We start from the raw sequence: 20,619 nt of genomic DNA, 5'->3' as shown, positions 1-20,619 counted from the left end.
CCGCGTGCACCTTCTCCACCAGCGCGGCCCGCTGCACGACCTGCCCGGCACCCCCGAGGCATACGACGCCGTCCTCGCCGACGTCGCCGAGCAGGCCCTGCGGCGGCTGACGCCGGAGGGCGACCTCGAGCACCCCGACTGCGTCGACGACATCGGCGACACCTCCCTCGGCATCACCTCCCTGCTGGCCCTGGCCTGGCAGCGCGGCAAGGACCCGCGGCTGCCGGACGCGGTCCGCCGCAGCCTCGCCTTCCATCTGCGCGAGCGGGTCTACCGGGACGACAACCCCGGCTACCCGAACCTGCGGGTGCGCGCCTCGGGCCTGCCGTACGCCCGTTACACCCTGGCGGCCGGCGCACACCCCATCGGCGACTGGCCCAGCACGGTGTGGGCGCTGCTCCAGGCCGTGAACGTCCTCGACACGGCCGACGGCCTGATCGACGACGACCAGCGCGCCGAACTGCTGGAAGTGGCGCGCGGCTACTGGAGCTGGCTCACCGAGGCCACCTTCTTCAACCCGCAGGAGGCCGGCAACCAGGCGATCGGCTGTGTGGTCGGCGGCCTGATGCTGGCTGCCCTGCTGCCCGCCACCGAGGGGGACGAGGTCCGCGCCCGGGCGCTGGAGCTGTACTCCACCGAGATCCGCGCCCACCGGGTGCGCGACCGAGGCGCACTGCTGCCCCCCGAGCACGGCGGCGCCTACGACAACAACTACGGCCCGATCTCCCTCTCCTTCCTCGCCCAGGCCCACCGGGTCAGCGGCGAGGAGATCTTCGCCGAGGACGGCGACGCCCTCGCCCGCTACCTCGACGCCCGCCTCACCGGCGGCGGCTTCGACAACGGCGGCCCCCGCTACAGCGAGCAGCACTCCGCCTTCGAGTCGGTCCTCGGCCTGCGCTACTTCGGCGCCCGCATCGGCTCCGACCTGGGCCGCTACCGGGGCGACAGCCGCTGGGCCCGGCACGCGGCCAAGGCGGACGGCGGGGTGGACGGCCACTTCGCGTGGATGCTGGTCTGGCAGATCCAGGACGACACACCCTGGCACCGCACCCCCTCGGCCGCGCCCGCACGGCACCAACTGCGCGCCGGCACGGTCTCGGTGGCCTTCGACGACCACATGACCCCGGCGGTGATCGAGGCGGCCGGTACCTACTGCCTGCCCGCCGCGGTCGGCCGACAGCACGGCTTCGGCCCCGTCACCGACGGGTTCCTGCTCTGCCGCCCCATGGGCGAGGTCCGCGTCCGCGACGCCCGGGCCGACGGCCTCACGGCCAAACTGGTCACCAAGCCGGTCGTCGGCCGCGACCACGTCCTGCGGTCCGTGCGCTCCCTGTACGTCACCGACGGCACCACCCTGTGGACGACGGTCGCCGTGGAGCGCCTCCCCGGCACGCCGTACCTGCTGGCCGGACTGCCCTACGCCGAGGACGACGGCGACCGGGTCCGGCGCACCGCCCACGCGGCCGTCTCCTCGGCGGGCGCCCTGCGCCTGACCCACCCCGAGGCGCAGGGCCCGGACCACTTCGACGCCCGCGCCGAACTCACCCAGGAACAGGCCGCGTTCGCCCTCGCCGAGGACCCGCGCGGCTACGGGAACCCGGACAAGGGATGGGCCCACCTGGTCAGTTCGAGCGCCCTGGAGGCCGGCCCGATCGCGGACGCGCCGGACGACCTCCACGTCTTCGCCGTGCGCCACGGCGTCGAGGAGCCCCTTGCGGTGTCGGCGGCGTGGGGCGCGGACGGGCTCGTCCTGACCACGGAACGCTTCACCGCCGTACTCGGCCCTGCCGACGCGCACGCCGAGCCGCAGCTCACGCTGCGGGCGGTCAGCTGCTGAGGTCCATGTCCGGCTCGCCGCGCACCGCGTACGCGGGCAGCCGGACGTCCTGGAGGAACGCGGGGGACAGGGACAGCCCGAACCGCCGCTCCACGACGCCCAGGCTGCGCCGGTACGCCTTCTTGTAGTGCTCGTCCTCCGGCGGGAGGTACGTCTTCCCGTCGGCGCTCAGGATCCCCGCGGCGACCAGGTCGGGCAGGAGCAGATCAGGCTCCTGCCCCCAACGCCAGATCTCCTCCGTCAGGCCGTACCCGGTCACGAACACACCGTCGCGCGCGTAGCGGAACGTGGCGGGCGGGTGTTCCATGGGCGGCACGTAGTGCACGGCCTCGACGCCGTCCGCGGATATCTCCTCGAGCAGGTCGGTGCCGGTGGAGTCGCCGTACTCGAAGGCGAAGGACCACTCCCCGGACCGGCCCACGCGGATCACGCCGTCCCCGTCCGCGCCCGGCCGGTAGATCTCCATCTCGAGCTCCGACACCTCCGCGTGGGTGATCGGCTCCGTCGCGCCGCCCGGGGCGCCTCCCATCCGCACGGCCAGCTCCTCGGGTGAGACGCCCCGCGCGAAGACGACCCCCGACGTCCAGCCGCTGTCGTCCACCAGCCACACGATTCCCTCAGTCATGCCACCGACCGTAACGGCAGGCACTGACAACGCGGTCGGCGTCAGACGGGTACGCGCACCACCAGATCCGCCCGCTCCCGCGTCGTCGCCACCAGCTCGGCGTTGCGCCGGTCGCTCCGCTCCACCCAGGCCACCGCCTCCGCGTGCCCCTTGCCGAACTGCTCGTGCCGGGCGACCAGACGGCGGACCCGCTCCTCCTCGTCGGTCTCGCAGAACCACACCTCGTCCAGCTCGGCGCGCACACGCGTCCACACGCCCGTGCCGAGGAGCAGGTAGTTGCCCTCCGTGACGATCAGCCGGGCGGACGGCGCCACCGGGACGGCACCCGCGATCGGCTGCTCCAGCACCCGCTCGAAGCCGGGCGCGTACACCACCTCGTCGGTGTCCTCCCGCAGCCGCCGCAGCAGGGCCGCGTACCCGGCCGCGTCGAAGGTGTCCGGCGCGCCCTTGCGGTCGCGGCGGCCGAGCCGGTCCAGCTCCGCGTCGGCGAGGTGGAAGCCGTCCATCGGGACGTGCGCGGCGCCGTCCAGCTCCCGCGCCAGACGCTCGGCCAGAGTGGTCTTGCCCGCGCCGGGGCTGCCCGCGATGCCGAGCAGCACACGTCGCCGCCCGTCCCCGGCGAGCGCACGGGCGCGCAACAGCAGATCGTCGAAAGTGAGCACACAGCCGAGTGTCGCAGTCTCCTGGAAGGAGACCCCCGTACCGAAAGGAGGACGACCGTGTACGACGACGAGACGCAGATCCGCGTCCTGATCAGCCGCTGGGCCGCCGCCGTCCACCGCGGCGACCTCGAAACCGTCGTCGCCGGACACACCGAGGACCTCGTCATGTACGACGTGCCGGCGCCGCACGAGGGCATCCGCGGACTGGCCGCCTACCGGGCCTGCTGGCCGCCGTTCTTCGCCTGGCAGGCGCAGGGCGCCCGGTTCGACATCGACACGCTCGACGTCACCGCCGGGCACGACGTCGCCTACGCACACGCCCTGCTGCGCTGCGGCACACCACAGGAACTGGCCGCGCAGCCCACCCTGCGGCTGCGGCTGACCTTCGGCCTGCGCAAGGAGCGCGGCCGCTGGCTGATCGCCCACGAGCACCATTCGTTCCCGCACGACTGAGTTTCCCGGCCGTGGGCCGCTGGTAGGTAGGGGATGTCGGAGCGGGCGGCGAGAGGAATGACATGAGCGGTATGGGCGAGCGTGGGCAGGAGGGCCGGCTGGCCGACGAGTTCTTCACGGCGGGAGGCTCGTCGTTCAGCGAGTTCCTGGCGGTGCACCGCCCCGAGCTGCTTCCGACCCGCCCGCCGTTCCCGGACGGCGTCCGGGCCGCCCCGGACAGCTTCCCGCACGGCACCACCGTGCTGGCCCTCACCTACCGCGACGGGGTGCTGATCGCCGGTGACCGCCGCGCCACCATGGGCAACGTCATCGCCCAGCGCGACCTGGAGAAGGTGCACCCGGCGGACGACCACACCGCCGTCGCCTTCGCCGGCACCGTCGGCCTCGCGCTGGACATGGTGAAGCTGTACCAGGTCGAGCTCAAGCACTTCGAGAAGGTCGAGGGCGTCGCCATGACCCTCGGCGCCAAGGCGCGCAGGCTGGCCACGATGATCCGGCAGAACCTCGGTCAGGCCATGCAGGGCCTCGCCGTCGTCCCGCTCCTGGTCGGCTACGACACCGCGGCCGCCGTCTCGGGCGCCCGGGGCCGTATCTTCAGCTTCGACGTGGCCGGCGGCCTGTACGAGCAGTCGCCCTTCCACGCCGAGGGCTCCGGCTCCCCGTACGCGCGCGGGGCGTTGAAGAAGCTGTACCGCGCCGACATGTCGCGGCGGGACGCGGCCCTCGCCGCGCTCCAGGCGCTGTACGACGCGGCGGACGACGACTCCGCCACCGGCGGCCCCGACATCAGCCGCCGGATCTTCCCGATCGTCTCGGTGATCACCGAGGAGGGCTTCGAGCGGCTGCCCGAGCCGGAGACGGAGGCGCTCAGCCGTGAGATGGTCGAGCGCCGCAGCAGCCGGCCGGACGGCCCGAACGCCGCTCCGTGACCCGGCCGGGGCCGAGCGCCCGGTTCAGTCGCGTACCCCCCACTCCTTGCGCCACTTGACGAGTTGTTGCGTGGGATCCCCGGTGAACGACCAGGGAGCGCGGGTCGCCCGGCGGCCGACGGCCCGCAGCAGCGGCGCCGCCACCTCCGGGGCGCCCGCCGAACACGCGGCGTGCGCGAGGTAGTTGAAGTCGCGCAGCTCGCCCGGGGCGACGGCCTCTCCCGAGCGGCCCATGATCCAGCGCTCCCAGGTGCGGCGGACGTCGCTGACGGCGCCGTCGTTCTTCCAGTGCTGGCTCAGGGCCACCGAGGCGGAACGGCCCTGCGCGGCGTCGAGGGCGTGGCGGAACTCCTCGACGCGCGCGTACTGCACCAGCACCGGCAGCGGACAGCCCGGCGGGGCCACGCCGGCCGCGTCCCGGGCGAAGTCGTACATCAGGCCGTGCGAGCCGTGCCAGCGGGCCGAGTAGTAGTGCAGGACCTGGAGGTGGCCCTCCATGCTGTAAGGGTCCCGCCGGTGCAACTCGTCCCACCAGCGGGCCAGTTCCTGCCGCCGGACCCCGGACGGGTAGAGCCGGGCGACCGAGATCAGCGAGGTCCACGGCGTGGGGTCGTCCAGATACGCCTCGGTCGCGGCCAGACAGGCCAGCACCGCGGCGTCGACACGGGTCCGGTCGACCGGCGCGCCCCGGCCGGCCGCGATGGCGACGTTGAACGCCCGGGCGGTCTCCGTGGCCGCCCGCAGCACCAGCGCGTCGGCGCTGTGCGGCTCGGCGGCCAGCCAGGTCTCCACCGTCGAACTGCCCGCGCAGGCCTGCGCCAGCAGCCGCACCCGGTGACCGCGCACGAGCCAGTCGGGTCCGGTCGTGCGCAGCAGCTCCCGCAGCCCCTGCCAGCGGCCGATGACGATGTCGTGCCGGGTGGAGGAGAGGGCGGCGTCCCCGCAGTCGGGGTCGAAATCGGGGGCGAAGCGGTCCCGCGCCATCGGGTCCCCTCTCAGAAGTCGGTGGAGAGACCCTCGTGGACAGGGCTCTGCCCGGCCTTGTCACCGTCCGGCAGGTAGTCGGTCTCGACCGTCTGCGAGGCGTCCAGCCGGGCGGGCCGGTAGTAGTCGCTGCCCTGCCGCCAGTACCAGAGCATCGGCACCAGCCCCAGGGCGAGTCCGCCGATGCCGATGGCGATCGCCGCGGGGTCCAGCTCACCGAGCGACTCCACGAAGATCCAGAACATGAACAGCGCGCCGAACAGCGGCCACAGCCCGCCGAGGAGGAAGTCGGACGGCGACTTCAGCAGCGTCTTGCGGTAGGCGACGACGGCCGCCAGGCCCGCCAGGCCGTAGTAGATGGCGATCTGCAGACCGATCGCCGAGATCGCGTCGCCGAGGATGTCGCCCACCGAGCCCAGCGCGTTGGAGGCGACGAACAGCACCAGCGCCACCCCGCCCACCACCGAGATCGCCACCCAGGGCGTGTTCCACTCGCGGTGCACCTTGCCCAGCGCGGACGGCATCGTACGGTCGCGGCCCATCGCGAACAGCGAGCGGGTGACCTGGATGAGGGTCGTCTCCAGGGTGGCGACGGTGGACAGCATCACGGCCACGATCAGCAGCTTGCCGCCCCAGCCGGGCCACACCTCCTCGCCCAGCGCCGCCAGTACGTTCGCGCCGTTGTCCTCGATCTGCCGCGAGCTGAGGATGATGTTCACCGCGATGGTGAAGACCTCGAACAGCAGGAAGACGATGCCCACGCCGATGAGTCCGGCGAGACCGGTCGTCCGGCGGCTGTTGCGGGTCTCCTCGCTGAGGTTGCTGGTCACGTCCCAGCCCCAGTAGTAGAACGCGGCGACCAGTGCGCCCGAGGCGAAGCCGGACACCCCGTCGAAGTGACCGAAACCGAGCCAGGACCAGTCGAACGGCAGTGCCTTGTCCGTGTGGAAGACGGCGAGCACCGCGAACAGCGCCAGGATCGCCAGCTCCACACCCGACATGATCAACTGTGCGCGTACGGTGAGCCGGGCCCCGCCCAGCACCACCGCCAGCATCACCAGGAACCAGGCGGCGCCGACGACGGTCGACAGGGCGGTGTTGTCGGCGAGGTCCTCGTCGAACAGGGCGAGCGTCATCGAACCGGCCGGCAGTGAGCCCGCGACCATGAAGATGGTCGCCGAGATGACCAGCGCCCAGCCGCTGATGAAGCCCAGGAAGGGGTGGAGCGTGCGCCCCACCCATGAGTAGCTGGCGCCTGCGTTGACGTCGATCCGGCTGAGCCGGCTGAAGGCCAGCGCGATGCCCAGCATGGGTATCGCGCAGTACAGCAGCGCGGCCGGACCGGCCAGGCCCACGGCGCCGGCCAGGACCGCCGTGGTGGCGGCGATGGAGTAGGCCGGGGCGCTGCCCGCGACCGCCATCACCACCGTGTCGAAGGTGCCCAGCACGTTCGCCTGGAGCCCTCTTCCGGTGCTGTTGCTCATCGTTGTGCCGCTTTCCGTCGTGCACGCCGCCCGATGCGGGGAGGACCCGACGGCGTATGGGGGGTGAGGAGTGGAGCACCGCCGCGCATCGCGAGGGGGTGACCTCGGGAAACGTCGGCGGCGGGCGCGCGGAGGATACCGTTCCAGCTCTGTGTCGGCGGACGGTCACACCGAGTGTGCGAGTGACTATAGCCCCACCGATTGAGCTTTCAAGATTGACGGGTGGGTAATGTTCATGACCGCCGGTTCGGCCCCCGCTCGGTCTCTGCTCGGCCCCCGCTCGCTCTCCCCCTCGGACCCTGCTCGGTCCCTGTTCAGTCCCCGATGCGGTCCAACTGTCGTAGCCGGTTGGTGGCGTCCAGGGCGGCGACCTTGTACGACTCCGCCAGCGTCGGGTAGTTGAACACCGCGTCGACCAGGTAGTCGACGGTCCCGCCGCAGCCCATCACCGACTGACCGATGTGGATCAGCTCGGTCGCCCCGGTGCCGAAGCAGTGCACGCCCAGCAGCTTGCGGTCCTCGGGCGAGACCAGCAGTTTGAGCATGCCGTGCGCGTCGCCGATGATCTGCCCGCGGGCCAGTTCGCGGTACCGGGCGACGCCCACCTCGAAGGGCACCCGCTCCTCGGTGAGTTGGTCCTCCGTCCGCCCCACGAAGCTGATCTCCGGGATGGTGTAGATGCCGATCGGCTGGAGGTGGTGCATCTGCCCGACGGGTTCGCCGCAGGCGTGGTACGCGGCCGCCCGGCCCTGCTCCATCGACGTCGCCGCGAGCGCCGGGAAGCCGATGACGTCACCGACGGCGTAGATGTGCGGCACCTGCGTGCGGTAGTGCTCGTCGACGGGTATCCGGCCGCGCGGATCGGCCGCCAACCCCGCCTTGTCGAGGTCGAGTTCATCGGTCAGGCCCTGTCGGCCGGCCGAGTACATCACCGCGTCCGCCGGGATCTTCTTGCCGCTCTCCAGCACGGTCAGCGTGCCCCGGGGATGCCGCTCCACGGCGGCCACGGTCTCCCCGAACCGGAAGGCCACCGCCAGGTCCCGCAGGTGGTACTTGAGCGACTCGATGACCTCGACGTCGCACATGTCGAGCATCCCGGCCCGCTTCTCCACCACGGTCACCTTGCTGCCGAGCGCGGCGAACATCGACGCGTACTCCATGCCGATCACCCCGGCGCCGACGATCACCATCGACTGCGGCACCCGTTCGACCGTCAGGACGTTGTCCGAGTCGAGGATCGTCCGCCCGTCGAACTCCACGCTGTCCGGCCGGGCCGGCCGCGTCCCGGTGGCGATCACGATGTGCTCGGCGCTGATCAGCCGCTCCTGCCCGGTGATCTCGCGCAGGGCGACCGTGTGCGCGTCGACGAACCGGCCGGTGCCGGCGAACAGCGCGACATGGTTGCGGGACAACTGGCTGCGGATGACGTCGATCTCCCGCCCGACCACATGCTCGGTCCGGGCGGTCAGGTCGGCGACGGTGATGTTCTCCTTGAGGCGGTAACTCTGGCCGTACAGGTCGCGCTGGGTGAGCCCGGTGAGATAGAGCACCGCCTCGCGCAACGTCTTGGAGGGAATCGTGCCGGTGTGGAGGGAGACCCCGCCGACCATGTCGGGGCGGTCGACGACGGCGACCCGGCGGCCCAGTTTGGCCGCGGCGATGGCGGCCTTCTGACCGCCGGGACCTGATCCGAGGACGAGCATGTCGAAGTCGGGCATCCTCCGCAGTCTGACAGTTGCGGTGCCCGCGGCGGAAGAGGCCGCTACGTCACGGCAGCAGCTTCTCGATGGCGGAGGGTCCCTCCTCGTCGAGCTTGCGGCGCGCCCACTCGAGGTTGCGCGGTGTGAGGTCCCGCCCGGTGACGAGGACCATGTCCTCCGGTGACACCTCGGTGCCGGTGCGGGTGTGGAGCAGGTCGTCCGGGGTGACGCGGTCCGGGGACGGCCCGGAGGCGCCTGGCTTCGGCTTCGGCATGGCATCTGCTCCTCGGGTCCGAAGGAATGTACTAACACCATTCATCCTGTGGCCGCACCCTGCAATCGCGATCAGTTCCGGATCGGGTGCGTCCGAGATGCCGCGAAGATCGGGTGGACGTGTAATGGGCCCATGGCACCCACCACCGCTGGGAAACCGCGACGCGGGGGACTGCGCAGGCTCGGCGCCTGGTGCGCCCGCCACTTCCTGTTCGTGATCGTCGCCTGGCTGGTGGCCCTCGTCGCCCTCCAGGTGCTCGACCGCACCGTCGGCGGAACCTACGAGGACAACTTCCAACTGCCGGACACCCAGTCCCAGAAGGGCCTCGACGTCCTCAAGGAGCACGACCCGCAGGCGGGCGGATACAGCGCCCAGATCGTCCTGCACGACGACGAACATGCCCTGAGCGCCCTGAGCTCGCAGATGTCCACCACGGTCGGCGACCTGCAGAAACTGCCCCATGTCCTCTCGGTGCAGAACCCCCTCTCGGTCAGCCCGACCAAGGTCGGTCCGGTGTCGAGCGACGGAAAGACCGGCTACATCACCGTCCGCTTCGACGAGCAGCCCAACACCCTCGGCGACGACTACCTGACCGGCGTCGACCAGGCCGTCCAGCCGCTGCGCGCGGCCGGCGCCGACGTCGAGTACGGCGGCACGCTCGGCGAACTGGCCCGGCCCAAGGCCAACGACTTCATCAGCGAGGCGATCGGCTTCGCGGTCGCCGTCGTCGTCCTGCTCATCGGCTTCGGCAGTGTCATCGCGGCCGGACTGCCCCTGGTCACCGCGCTCGTCGGGGTCGTCGGCGGACTCGCCGTCCTCGGGCTGCTGGCCGCCGCGTTCACCTTCGCGACCGTCTCACCGACCCTCGCCACCATGATCGGCCTCGGCGTGGGCATCGACTACGCCCTGTTCCTGATCACCCGGCACCGGCAGAACCTGATGAACGGCGCCGACCCCGCCGAGGCCGCCGGACACGCCACCGCCACCAGCGGCCGCGCCGTTCTCGTCTCCGGCACCACCGTGATCATCGCGCTGATGGGCCTGTACGCGTCCGGGGTGTCCTTCATCGGCAAACTCGGCCTCGCCGCCGCCATCACCGTGGTCTCCGCCGTCATCGGCGCCCTCACCCTCGTCCCCGCCATGCTCGGGCTCATCGGCCACCACATCGACCGCTGGCACGTGCGAAAGCCCGTCGCCGAGACCGACGCCGCACCGGGCGCCACCCCGCACGGCACCTGGCACCGCTACGCCAAGCGCGTCGAGCGCAGACCCTGGCAGTACCTCGGAGGCGGCGTCGCCGTCATCGCGATCCTCGCCATCCCCGTCTTCTCCATCCAGCTCGGTCACATCGGCGACGGGGCCGATCCCACCTCCTTCACCGACCGGCGGGCCTACGACCTGATGACCGACGCCTTCGGCCCCGGCTCCAACGGGCCCCTCACCGTCGTCATCGACCAGACGTCCGTCCCCTCCGACAAACGCTCCGACCTCCAGTCCCAGGCGCAGAAGAGCCTGAACGCCGTTCCCGACGCGGCCACCGTCACCCCGCTGACGCCCACCCAGGACGGCGACGTCCTGCTCGCCACCGTCTACTCCGCCCAGGCCCCGCAGGACGCCGTCACCACCGAGCTGACGAACCGGCTCAAGGACACGACCCTGCCGGACGCGGTCTCCGGCTACGACGCCAAGGGCTATGTCACCGGAACCACGGCCGCCCAGGTCGACTTCCGCGACATCGTCGCCAGCCGGCTGCCGCTGATCATCTGTGTGGTCGTCGGCCTGGCCTTCCTGATCATCCTCGCCGTCTTCCGCGGCCTCCTCGTCGCGGTGAAGGCCGCCGTCCTCAACGTCCTGTCGATCACGGCCTCGTACGGCGTCGTCGTCGCCGTCTTCCAGTGGGGCTGGGGCGGTCCCGCGCTGGGCGTCAACGGCGACGTGCCCATCGAGAGCTATGTGCCGATGATGATGTTCGCGATCATCTTCGGCCTGAGCATGGACTACGAGATCTTCCTGCTCTCCCGCGTCCACGAGAACTGGCTGCGCACCGGCGACGCCAAGGACTCCGTCGCCCACGCCCTGGAGATCACCGCCCGGGTCATCACCTGCGCCGCCCTGATCATGGTGAGCGTGTTCGCGGCGTTCATCATCAGCGACAACATCGTGGTCAAGATGCTGGGCCTGGGCCTCGCGGTCAGCGTGCTGATCGACGCCACCGTCGTACGGCTGCTCATGGTGCCCGCCGTGATGACTTTGTTGGGGAAGCACGCCTGGTGGACGCCACGATGGCTGGACCGGATCCTGCCGCACATCGACGCCGAGGGCGACGCGGAGACCCTCACCGATCAGGGCCCCGGGGCGCGAGGACGAGCATCGTGACGTCGTCGCGGACGGTGGGCGAGTGCCGCAGGACGTCCGCCCACACCCGGTCGGCCGTCGCCGCCGGGTCGGGGTCGCCGTCCGCGGCGAGGGCGGGCAGCCGGTCGAGGAGCGGGTAGAAGACGCCGGCGTCGTCCCTGGCCTCCGAGACGCCGTCCGAGGCGAGGAAGAGCCGGTCGCCGGGGCGCAGCGGCAGGACGTGCGCGGTGAGCGCGGCGCCCTGCGGGAGGCCGAGCCCCAGGGGCGTCCACGGGACGGCGTCCACCTCGCTCGCGCGCCCCTCGCGCAGCAGCACCGGCGGCGGATGCCCGCAGACGACGACACGCACGGCGTCCGCGTCCGGTGTGAACTCCAGCAGGACGGCCGTCGCGAACAGCTCGGCATGGGCGACCCGCGCCGAGTCCACCACCAGCCGCCGGTCGAGACGGGCGGCCACCTCCTCCAGGGTCGGCAGGTCGAGCACCGCCTCCCGGAACGCGCCGAGCAGCGCGGACACCGTCGCCACCGCGGCCAGCCCGTGCCCCTGCACATCGCCCAGCACCGCCCGCACCCCGTGGGCGCTCGTCCGCACGTCGAAGAAGTCGCCGCCGACCAGCGTCCCCTCCTGCGCCGCCCGGTACAGGCCCGCGCAGCGCACCGGCCCCACCCGCTCGGGCACCGGCGGCACCAGGGCGCGTTGCGCGGCCTCGGCGATCGTGCGCTCGGTGTCCAGCTGGACGTCCCGGCGGCGGCGCACGAACGCCACGAACACGCTCAGCACGGCGACGAAGCACACCGTCAGCACATCGGTCTGCCCCGGCCGGTCCAGCTGGAACGCGGGCACGTTGAGCATCACGACGACCGCCGCACCGAGCAGCGCGGTCGCCACGGGCCCGTACGACAGGACGGCCAGCGGCGGGATCGCGCCCAGCACGAAGCCGATGTCCAGCGGGTCGGGGCTGGCCAGCGTGGCGGCGCAGACGCCCGCGATCAGGACGAGCGGCAGCGCCCGCACCCAGCGCGGCGGCGGCGCGCCCCGCAGCCACCCGCGCCGGTCCGGCCCGTCCGGCCGGTCCCCGTCCTGTCGTGCCACACCCCCACGCTCCACCCCGGCACGGGCCCGCGCACGCCGAGAAAACCGATGGACGCGAGCGAGAACGACCCCCTAACGTGTGAGCGCACGCCCGGACACCCACGGAAGGAGGCGAGCGCCATGAAGTTCACACCAGTCCCGCGCTCCCACCCCGTGACCCCGGCGTGTCCCGTCTGACCTCCGTGTCAGATGCCCGGGAGCGCACCCAAGCCGTACGCATCCCGGAGGAATCCGTGACCGATCTGGTCATCCGCGCTCTCGACGAGAGCGACGTTCATCTGTTCGACACCCTGCCCGACCCGCTGCGTGCCGCCGAGGCCTTCGGCAAAATCGCCTACCGCCCGCAGTGGAAGCGCGTCGCCCTGCGCGACGGCCGGGTCGTCGCCCGCGCCGTCTGGTGGGGCGGCCCGGACGACGCCGAACCCCTCGTCGTCGAGTGGTTCGACTTCGCCGACGGCGAGGAGGAGGCCGCCGCCGAACTCCTGCGCACCGCGCCCTGGCAGGTCGGCCTGGAGCTGGTCATGCCCGGCGGCTGGCGGGACGACCCCGCCATGCGAGCCGCCGTCGAGGCCCGGCACGCCGTGGCCCGCGCGGCCGGCCACACCCCGCTGGTCGAGCGCTTCGTGTACCGCTGGACCCCGCAGTGCGGCCTGCCCGAGCGCCCCGGCCGGCTGACCTTCTCGCCCGAACCCGACGACGCGGTCTTCTTCGACGCCCTGCGTCGCATCCACTCCGACACCCTCGACGCCCATGCCCGCAAGGCCATCAAGGAAGGCGGCGTCGACCGGGCCGCCCAGGAGGAGATGGACTTCTTCCGCTGGTGCCCGTCCCCGCGCGAGTGGTGGCAGGTCGCCCGTACCCCGGACGGCGACCTGGCCGGCATCCACATCCCGGCCCACAACCCCTCCGGCCCGTGCGTCGGCTTCATCGGCGTCCTGCCGGAACAGCGGGGCCACGGGTACGCCTACGACCTGCTCGCCGAGTGCACCCACTATCTCGTCGAGCGGGGCGCCGAGTTCATCGCCGCCGCCACCGACCAGGGCAACTTCCCGATGGCGGCCCACTTCGCCCGGGCCGGCTACCCGATCGTCCGGGAACGGGTAAATTTCGAGATCGGCGGGTGATCCCGCGGGTGATCTTCGGCTGACGGAGGCGTGATGGGGTTCGACGGCGAGGTCTGGCAGGTCCGCGACCTCGCCGGCCGGGCGGACCTCGGCGAGATCGTCGTCGCCGAGGCGGATTTCCCCTGGCTGTCGGGGCGCTTCACCGCCGGACCGGCGTACCACGCCGTCGAGCCCCTGTTCACCCGTGAGCTGGTGCTGATGGAGGCCGAGGACTGGCAGGAGTGGGAACTCCTCCAGTCCGAGATACGCCGCCGGGTGTCGCTGATCTCGCCCCGCGGGCCCGTCCCGGAGTTCCTGCTGCACATCGAGGACGACGTGGCCTGGTTCCGGTGGAGCGACGAGCCCTTCGAAGCGGACCGGGCGGACTGAGTCAGCGCGTCCCGGCCTCCAGCAGGGCCTCGGCCTCGGCCAGTATCTCCGTCACGCGCAGCCCGAAAGCCGCGTCACAGGGGTGGGGGCGGCCGTCGCGGGCCGCGGCGAGCAGTTCGTCCGCGGCCCGGGTGAGGGCGGTGTGGGCGTCTCCCGTGCTCCGGGGCAGCTGGATCACCCCGGCCGTGCCGCGGAGTTCGAGGCTCGCGCCCGTCGCCGCGGGCGGGGCCGTCAGACTGAGCGTCAGCGTGCTGGAGGCGCCGGCGGCATGGTCCAGGACGAGGTGGACGGTGTCGCCGGGGCCATGGGCCGCGGCCGTCACCCGGCGGACGTCGCCGAGGACCGGCAGCAGCATGGACAGCGCGTGCGGACCGACGTCCCACAGCGCGCCCTTCTCACCGCGCCAGGGCGTGGCGAACGGGCTGTCGCCGTCGCTGTGGAAGACGTCCCCGAGCCACTGGGCGTGTCCCGTGAACCACCCTCCGACGGCCGCCTGCTCGGCGATCCAGGCGCTGGGCTCGGACCCGAACCGGCTGGTGAAGAAGACGACCGAGGCGACCTGTGCCTCCGTCGCCGCCCGCACCACGGCCTGCGCTCCCGCGACCGTCGCCGCGACGGGCTTGTCCAGCAGAAGATGGCAGCCGGCCCCGGCGGCCCGCACCGCGAGCCGCGCCTGGACGTCCGGCGGCAGGGCGACGGCCACCGCGTCCACGTCCGCCAGCAGGGCGTCGACCTCGTCGTAGGCCCGGGTCCCGTGGCGGTCGGCCAGTTCCTTCGCGGCCTCCGGGCGCCGGCCCCAGATTCCGACGAAGTCCAGGTCGTCGTGGGCGGCGAGGACGGGCGCGTGGACCATCTGGGCCCAAGGGCCGGTGCCGAGCAGACCGATGCGCATACCGCTGACTCTCCCTGCTGCTGTCCAACATTCAAGTGATCTCTGCCGTGGGCGAGCCTCGCACAGGCAGCGACGCCCTGGACAGCCCCGTCTCAGGGGCGGGCCGCCGCGGTGAAGCCCGTGAGCAGGGCGTCCGCCTCGGCCAGACCGCTCTCCTGGGAGATCTCCCGCACCGTCTGCGCGGGCCGGACGGTGGCGAACGTGACGTGACCGCCGTCGAGCAGATAGCCGTAGACGGCGGGCCTGGGCAGGCTGTTGTACGACCAGTGTGCCGAGAAGTAGTAGCCGCCGGTGTCGTGCAGCACGACCAGGTCCCCCTCGGCGAGCTCCGGCAGCGGCCGGTCGTGGGCCACGACGTCCCCGGCGAAGCAGAGCGGCCCGGCGACGTCCTGCCGTAGGAGGGGTGTCCGCTTGGGCGTGCCGTCCGGCCCGAACGCGGACACCCGCAACGGCCAGGCCTCCGGCATGAAGACCGTACGGGTGGCCACCTGCCCGCCCGCGTGGGTGAGCGCGACCCGGCGGCCGCCCGCGTCCTTCACGTACTCGACGAGGGCCGCCGTGAAGCCGTTCTTGGCGATCAGGGAGCGGCCGAACTCGGTGACCACCTGGTAGCGGCCGTCCAGCAGCGCGGGCTCGGCCGCCGTGAGCGCGGCGACGTACTCGGCGTAGGTCGGCGTGACCGTGTCGTCGGCGAAGTTCACCGGCAGCCCGCCGCCCAGGTCCAGGCTGGTCACCTGGCGGCGCCCGACGTGGGCGTTGATCTCCTCGGCGAGCCGGTGCGTCGCCGCGAGGCCCGCCGCGATCAGGGACAGCGGGCAGCCCTGCGAGCCCACGTGCGCGTGCAGCCGGGTCAGCCACGGGCGTCGCGCGAAGGCCTCGACGACCCGCGCGCGGGCCCCCGGGTCGCGCAGCGCCACGCCGAACTTGGAGGTCGCCGTCGCCGTGCTCATCGCCCCGATGGATCCGCCGCCGACCTGGGGATTGACCCGCAGCCCGAGCACGGACGCGCAGTCCGCGGGGCGCAGCGCGTCGATCCGGTCGAGCTCGTCGAGGTTGTCCGCGTTGAGCGCGACGCCCAGGGCGAGGGCCTCGCGGATCTCCCGGCGGGTCTTGGCCGGCGAGTCCAGCACGATGCGCGCCGGGGCGAACCCCGCGTCCAGCGCCAGCCGCAGCTCGCCCGGGCCGGCCACCTCGCAGCCCATCCCGGCGTCGGCGAGCAGCCGCAGCACGGGCACCAGCGCACAGGCCTTGGCGGCGAAGGCGTGCAGCACGTCCGGCACCTGCGCGAACGCCTCGTGCAGCCCGGCGACGGTGTCGCGCACGCCCCGTACGTCGACGAACCCGGCCACCGGCCGGTCCTCCCCGATCAGCCCGTCCGCGACGGCCTGACGGACGGCGAGCGCGACGGTCGTGACGGGCGTGGCGTCGCTGTGATGGTTCTCGGCGGGAAGCGGCACGTCCTGGTCTCCTTCGGGCGAGTAGGCGCCGTCACCGCGGCAGGTGACACTTCCAGACTGGCCCCGCGCCGGGCATTCGTCCTCGGGGGACGGCACAGAACGGCCGGAACCCTACGCCGCCAGGCTCCGCACGACGCGCTCCCGGCGATTGAGCGGCCGTGCTGCTGACTGCAATCGCTTTCTCGCGTTGGACCCGCGGCCGACGGCGGGGTCAGGCTGGAGGACCTCCGGTGTTCCGCCCTCGCCTTCCGGTGCACCGGACTTCCCCTCGCCCGCCCGCAGCCGCACTCCGAAAGAGGTCGCGAGCCCATGCAGACCCGCCGCATCGGTGACCAGGACGTCAGCGCGATCGGTCTGGGCGCCATGCCCATGTCGATCGAGGGACGCCCGGACGAAGCCCGCTCCCTGGCCACGATCCATGCCGCGCTGGACGCCGGCGTGACGCTGATCGACACCGCGGACGCCTACCACCTCGGCGCCGACGAGGTCGGCCACAACGAGACCCTGATCGCCAAGGCCCTCGCCTCCCACGACCGGGGCGGGGACGTCCTGGTCGCCACCAAGGGCGGCCATCTGCGCCCCGGCGACGGCAGTTGGACCCTGGACGGCAGCCCCGAGCACCTCAAGGCGGCCTGCGAGGCCTCGCTGCGCCGGCTCGGGGTGGAGGCGATCGACCTCTACCAGTTCCACCGCCCCGACCCGCGGATCCCGTACGCGGAGTCCGTCGGCGCGGTGCGCGAACTGCTGGACGAGGGCAAGATCCGCGCGGCCGGCGTCTCCAACGCCGACCCCGAGCAGATCAGGCAGGCGAACGACATCCTCGGCGGCCGGCTCGTCGCCGTGCAGAACCAGTTCTCCCCGGCCTTCCGCTCCAGTGAGCCCGAACTGCGTCTGTGCGACGAGCTCGGCATCGCGTTCCTGCCGTGGAGCCCGCTCGGCGGCATCGCCCGGGCCCGCGAACTGGGCTCCTCCTACGCGCCGTTCGCCCATGTGGCCGAGGCCCACGGGGTCAGCCCGCAGCGGGTCTGCCTGGCCTGGATGCTCGCCAGGTCGCCGGTGGTGGTGCCCATTCCCGGCGCGAGCCGTCCCGGGACGATCCTCGACTCCCTCGCCGCGACGGACCTCGTCCTGACCGCCGGCGAACTCGCGGAGCTGGACGCCGCCGTCTGAGCGGGTGCCCGCCGGGAAATCGGAGAGCGGACTGTCCCTGGCCGTCCGAGGACGGCCAGGAACCCAGGTGTCTCAGCCGGCCGCCGAGCCGCACCGGTCGGTTCGCCGGGCGGCGCGTTCCGGGGGCGACCCGGCCAGCCACTCCGCGATGGTGCGGGCGATCGGCTGGCCGGTGTCCACCTCCACGAAGCCGAACTGTCCGGACTGGTTGCACTCCAGGAACCACCAGGTCCCGTCGGTGTCCTCCGCGAAGTCGAAGGCGCCGTAGGCCAGTTCGGCCTCCCGCAGATACCTCCGCACGGCCTCGGCGAGGCGCGGCGGGACGTCGACGGGGCGCCACGGGGTGGTGGACGGCGAGAAGCGCACGTCCACCACCTCCGGGTCGCTTCCGGGGGCCGTCTCCTTGCGGGCGGCCAGGAGACGGTCGCCGACCGCGGTCAGCCGGATGTCCGCCCGCTTCGCCACCCGGCGCTGCAGCAGCGTCGGACCGTAGGCGACCGTGGCGAAGTCGGCGTCCGCCGGGACCCTGGTGGTGGGCACGGCACGCGGCGGATCCTGCGGGTGCGCCCCGGACACCGGCTTGACCACCAGATCCGGATAGCGGTCCGCGAACTCGCGGGCCGCCTGCGGGAACGTGGTGATGAGGGTGGCCGGCACGGGCAGGCCGCTGCGCTGCGCGAGCCGGAGCTGCCAGGGCTTGTGCCGGGCCCGCAGGGACGCGTCCGGGTGGTTCATCCAGCGCGTGCCGGTACCGCGGAGCATGCCGTACAGCGCCTGCGAGGCCTCCTCCGTGAGCCACGCGGACGGTTCGGGCGCCTTGGCCGCGGGGGAGCCCGGCCGGCGGACCCACACCGACCTGACGCCGTCGAGGCTCACCAGCCGCCCGGCGGACGACAGATGGCCCCGGAAGGCTCCGTGCACGTACTCGCCGGAGAGCGCGACGGAACAGGTCAGATCGGCGGGATCGAGTCGGACGACCGGGACGCCCGCGGCGTTCAGGTGCACGACCACCATGTCCGCCGTGACGTCCTCTTCACAGGTCAGAATGAGCACGGTCATTTTCGTCGGTCCGTGTTCAGTCGTCGAAGTGGGTCTTGGAGCCCGCAGTCGAGGTCGTGGTCCCGAGTTCTCTCAGCAGAGCGTGATCACGAGCGGCGATCCGGCCGTCGAGAGTCACGTTCAACTGCAGTCCGGGGTCATAGGCGTACGGAGTGGCGAACTCCAACTCGGCCGCAGGGCGTGCGTAGTTGAGCGTGAACGGTTGCATCGTCTCTCCCTCGTCGGTACTGCCTCGATCAAGCGGTGCCGCTGTGCGACGTCACTCGGGCCCGCTTCAGTGCTGCTGGATGTGTGCGTCCTTCAGTCACTTATACGAATCGAACGGGTGGTTGGTTTCCTTACTCTCCGTGATCATCGGGGAGTTGGGCCTCGACCAGGGCGCGGAGCAGGGGAGATCGGGCTCGGGCAGGGTTGAAATCGGCTTCGGAGAACGTCAGTCGGGAGCCTGGGTCGGGGCGTTCTCAGGGGCTCGGCGCAGCGAACGCAGGGCCAGCAGGAGGACGCCGATGTCGTCGAGGTAGACGGGGTCGGGGAGCGCGTCGGCCGGAAGCACGAAGTACGCGACCGCCCCCCAGAACACCCAGCGCGGGCCGGTGGGCAGTCCCGCCCGTCTGAGGCCCCGGCGGGCCCGGACCAGACGCACCAGCACCGTGGCGGCCACGGCGAACAGGACGGCGGCGATCACCGCCGCGACGACGACGAGCTTGGTTGGCGCATCCACGGGCCCTCCCATATGGTCCGTCGCGCGGCGTCTGCTCTGTTTGTCTCTCTGACGATTTCCCCGCTTCGGGGTTCCGAATTCCCGTTTCCGGCGGGATTACCGCATTGGACGCGTCCTGCGCGTCCTACGCGGGATCGGCGGCGTCGCGCTCGCGCCGTCCGGGGCGGCTGCCCGCCGGGGTTCTACCGTTCGCTCGTCCTCGGCTCGCCGGCGCCGGCTCCGGCGTCCGAGGCGGCGTCCGAGGCGGTGTCCGCGGGTTCCGGCGGGTCGGCCGGCGGGGCGGCGGAGGACGTCGTCGACGCCGGGCGCAGACCCATGGTCGTCTCCTTGAGCCGCTCCAGCGTCCGGCCCAGCTGCTGGAAGGGCGAGCCGCTCTTCCTGGCCGGCGCCTGCCGGAACTCACCGACCTCGGCGGCCGCCTCCCGGAAAGCGGCCAGCGCCTCGTGGGCGTGCTCGGCGGCCTCCCGGTACAGGTCCCGGGACTCCGTCATCGCCTCCAGCGCCTCCTTGTACATCACCACCAGCTTGCGCTCGCGCGCCAGCTCCTCCTCCAGCGTCAGCAGCTGCCACTGCTCGCGCAGTTCGGTGAGCGCGGCCTCGGCGCCCTCCGGCAGCGGCTGGGGCAGGGCGGCGAAGCGGCGCACCGCGTCGAGCAGTTCGGTGGGATGCGTGCCGTCCAGGAACACGCTGCGCACCGAGAAGTCGGCGACGTCGTAGTCGGCCGGAGCCGGAGCGCCGGGCAGCACCAGCGCACCGCCGCGCGGCACCTCCACCCCGGACTCCTTGAGAGCCCAGTTCACGGTGCGCAGCTGGTGCGGGGCGGCCCGGTGCTCGACGACCCGGTGATGCAGCCCGGGCGGCAGCAGCGGGACCAGCGACCGCCGGCCCCGCTCGTCCGGCGTCATGGCCTCGTGGACGACGACATGGACGGTCCAGGCGTCGCGCAGGGCGTTGCGGAGCGTGCGCCGCAGCTCCTTCTCGTCCGCGGGGAGCGGGTTGGTACGCAGGTAGCGCTCACCGGTGACGGTCTCGTGCCCCCACGCCGCGTCCGCCTCCCAGGGCCAGAACATGCCGGCGGGCGACGGCCAGCGCAGATCCCACGGCTGCTCCGCCTCCGCGGTCAGCGTCCATTCCTGGCCCTGGCCCGACCACTCGGCGAGGGTGAGCCGGGCACGGACGGTCACATCGTCCGCCACCAGCCACCGGGCTTCGAAGGCCGTCGCCCCCTCGGGGGTGTCGGCGTCGGGCAGCTCCATGAAGTCCTGGACGGTCTCGGCGACCTTCAGGGCCTGGAGGTTCTTGCGCAGGACGTCCGGCGCGGTGGGGCCGGTGTGGCGGCCACGGGACTGCCACACCGTGGCGGGAGCCGTGGACGGAACGGTCGCGGAGATGTGCATGAGTCCATTCGTGAGGGCGGCGACGACATGGCGG

The 20,619-nt window shown here is 72.3% G+C and carries 20 protein-coding genes; 7 read left to right on the top strand and 13 right to left on the bottom strand.

Annotated features, from left to right (window positions below):
• The first annotated feature begins 4 nt into the window (after nucleotides 1-4).
• Nucleotides 5-1,837: a hypothetical protein gene (locus ACWD4O_RS20420; protein ID WP_451281563.1), complete on the top strand. Its 1,833-nt coding sequence runs from the start codon at nucleotides 5-7 to the stop codon at nucleotides 1,835-1,837.
• On the opposite strand, the gene ACWD4O_RS20415 is transcribed toward ACWD4O_RS20420, so the two are convergent.
• Together ACWD4O_RS20415 and ACWD4O_RS20410 are read right to left on the bottom strand one after the other, a co-directional pair.
• Nucleotides 1,827-2,462: a DUF6461 domain-containing protein gene (locus ACWD4O_RS20415; RefSeq protein ID WP_451281561.1), complete on the bottom strand. Its 636-nt coding sequence runs from the start codon at nucleotides 2,460-2,462 to the stop codon at nucleotides 1,827-1,829. The genes ACWD4O_RS20420 and ACWD4O_RS20415 overlap by 11 nt on opposite strands.
• A gap of 41 nt (nucleotides 2,463-2,503) precedes the next feature.
• On the bottom strand, nucleotides 2,504-3,124 hold the full coding sequence (locus ACWD4O_RS20410; protein WP_451281559.1) for a nucleoside/nucleotide kinase family protein: 621 nt from the start codon (nucleotides 3,122-3,124) through the stop codon (nucleotides 2,504-2,506).
• Nucleotides 3,125-3,181: 57 nt separating this feature from the next.
• Between ACWD4O_RS20410 and ACWD4O_RS20405 the strand changes: the two genes are divergently transcribed.
• The gene (locus ACWD4O_RS20405; RefSeq protein ID WP_450944922.1) at nucleotides 3,182-3,577 is read left to right on the top strand and encodes a YybH family protein; all 396 of its coding nucleotides are present in this window, start codon (nucleotides 3,182-3,184) and stop codon (nucleotides 3,575-3,577) included.
• 71 nt (nucleotides 3,578-3,648) lie between these two features.
• Nucleotides 3,649-4,506, top strand: coding sequence for a proteasome subunit beta (gene prcB, locus ACWD4O_RS20400; RefSeq protein WP_451281726.1), 858 nt, complete (start codon nucleotides 3,649-3,651; stop codon nucleotides 4,504-4,506).
• A gap of 24 nt (nucleotides 4,507-4,530) precedes the next feature.
• On the opposite strand, the gene ACWD4O_RS20395 is transcribed toward prcB, so the two are convergent.
• The 4 genes from ACWD4O_RS20395 to ACWD4O_RS20380 all read right to left on the bottom strand — a co-directional run bounded on the left by ACWD4O_RS20395 (nucleotide 4,531) and on the right by ACWD4O_RS20380 (nucleotide 8,948).
• Complete coding sequence (locus ACWD4O_RS20395; RefSeq protein ID WP_451281557.1) at nucleotides 4,531-5,490, bottom strand: hypothetical protein; 960 nt, start codon at nucleotides 5,488-5,490, stop codon at nucleotides 4,531-4,533.
• A gap of 11 nt (nucleotides 5,491-5,501) precedes the next feature.
• Entirely contained in the window at nucleotides 5,502-6,974 is a 1,473-nt protein-coding gene (locus ACWD4O_RS20390) for an APC family permease (protein WP_451281555.1), read from the bottom strand.
• A gap of 314 nt (nucleotides 6,975-7,288) precedes the next feature.
• On the bottom strand, nucleotides 7,289-8,692 hold the full coding sequence (gene sthA / locus ACWD4O_RS20385; protein WP_451281553.1) for a Si-specific NAD(P)(+) transhydrogenase: 1,404 nt from the start codon (nucleotides 8,690-8,692) through the stop codon (nucleotides 7,289-7,291).
• 49 nt (nucleotides 8,693-8,741) lie between these two features.
• The gene (locus ACWD4O_RS20380) at nucleotides 8,742-8,948 is read right to left on the bottom strand and encodes a hypothetical protein (RefSeq protein ID WP_450944926.1); all 207 of its coding nucleotides are present in this window, start codon (nucleotides 8,946-8,948) and stop codon (nucleotides 8,742-8,744) included.
• Between the two features lie 132 nt (nucleotides 8,949-9,080).
• On the opposite strand from ACWD4O_RS20380, the gene ACWD4O_RS20375 reads away from it, so the two are divergent.
• On the top strand, nucleotides 9,081-11,324 hold the full coding sequence (locus ACWD4O_RS20375) for an MMPL family transporter (protein WP_451281551.1): 2,244 nt from the start codon (nucleotides 9,081-9,083) through the stop codon (nucleotides 11,322-11,324).
• Here the strand turns inward: ACWD4O_RS20375 and ACWD4O_RS20370 are convergent.
• Nucleotides 11,284-12,396 (bottom strand): PP2C family protein-serine/threonine phosphatase, encoded by a 1,113-nt coding sequence (locus ACWD4O_RS20370; protein ID WP_451281549.1) that lies wholly within the window; start codon nucleotides 12,394-12,396, stop codon nucleotides 11,284-11,286. The two genes, ACWD4O_RS20375 and ACWD4O_RS20370, sit on opposite strands and share 41 nt — an antisense overlap.
• A gap of 233 nt (nucleotides 12,397-12,629) precedes the next feature.
• Between ACWD4O_RS20370 and ACWD4O_RS20365 the strand changes: the two genes are divergently transcribed.
• A complete protein-coding gene (locus ACWD4O_RS20365; RefSeq protein ID WP_451281547.1) occupies nucleotides 12,630-13,520 on the top strand; it encodes a GNAT family N-acetyltransferase in 891 nt (296 codons plus the stop codon).
• 33 nt (nucleotides 13,521-13,553) lie between these two features.
• The gene (locus ACWD4O_RS20360; RefSeq protein WP_451281546.1) at nucleotides 13,554-13,889 is read left to right on the top strand and encodes a hypothetical protein; all 336 of its coding nucleotides are present in this window, start codon (nucleotides 13,554-13,556) and stop codon (nucleotides 13,887-13,889) included.
• A gap of 1 nt (nucleotide 13,890) precedes the next feature.
• Here ACWD4O_RS20360 and ACWD4O_RS20355 read toward each other — a convergent pair whose 3' ends face one another.
• Nucleotides 13,891-14,781, bottom strand: a complete 891-nt coding sequence (locus ACWD4O_RS20355; RefSeq protein ID WP_451281544.1) for a Gfo/Idh/MocA family protein — start codon at nucleotides 14,779-14,781, stop codon at nucleotides 13,891-13,893.
• 92 nt (nucleotides 14,782-14,873) lie between these two features.
• A complete protein-coding gene (locus ACWD4O_RS20350; RefSeq protein WP_451281543.1) occupies nucleotides 14,874-16,238 on the bottom strand; it encodes a diaminopimelate decarboxylase in 1,365 nt (454 codons plus the stop codon).
• A gap of 309 nt (nucleotides 16,239-16,547) precedes the next feature.
• On the opposite strand from ACWD4O_RS20350, the gene ACWD4O_RS20345 reads away from it, so the two are divergent.
• Complete coding sequence (locus ACWD4O_RS20345; protein ID WP_451281541.1) at nucleotides 16,548-17,408, top strand: aldo/keto reductase; 861 nt, start codon at nucleotides 16,548-16,550, stop codon at nucleotides 17,406-17,408.
• 72 nt (nucleotides 17,409-17,480) lie between these two features.
• Here ACWD4O_RS20345 and tgmB read toward each other — a convergent pair whose 3' ends face one another.
• The 4 genes from tgmB to ACWD4O_RS20325 form a co-directional block, all read right to left on the bottom strand.
• Nucleotides 17,481-18,467: an ATP-grasp ribosomal peptide maturase gene (tgmB, locus tag ACWD4O_RS20340; RefSeq protein ID WP_451281539.1), complete on the bottom strand. Its 987-nt coding sequence runs from the start codon at nucleotides 18,465-18,467 to the stop codon at nucleotides 17,481-17,483.
• A gap of 16 nt (nucleotides 18,468-18,483) precedes the next feature.
• The gene (gene tgmA, locus ACWD4O_RS20335) at nucleotides 18,484-18,675 is read right to left on the bottom strand and encodes a putative ATP-grasp-modified RiPP (RefSeq protein ID WP_351911565.1); all 192 of its coding nucleotides are present in this window, start codon (nucleotides 18,673-18,675) and stop codon (nucleotides 18,484-18,486) included.
• A gap of 225 nt (nucleotides 18,676-18,900) precedes the next feature.
• Nucleotides 18,901-19,188 carry a DUF1232 domain-containing protein gene (locus ACWD4O_RS20330; RefSeq protein ID WP_451281537.1) on the bottom strand — a complete coding sequence of 96 codons (288 nt, stop codon included), beginning with the start codon at nucleotides 19,186-19,188 and terminating at the stop codon, nucleotides 18,901-18,903.
• A gap of 182 nt (nucleotides 19,189-19,370) precedes the next feature.
• Complete coding sequence (locus ACWD4O_RS20325) at nucleotides 19,371-20,585, bottom strand: hypothetical protein (protein ID WP_451281536.1); 1,215 nt, start codon at nucleotides 20,583-20,585, stop codon at nucleotides 19,371-19,373.
• Between the last annotated feature and the right edge of the window lie 34 nt (nucleotides 20,586-20,619).

The sequence above is a fragment of the Streptomyces sp. NPDC002623 genome, from assembly GCF_053592635.1.
Note: the sequence above shows the minus strand (reverse complement) of the source record. Positions and strands in the feature narration are given on the sequence as shown.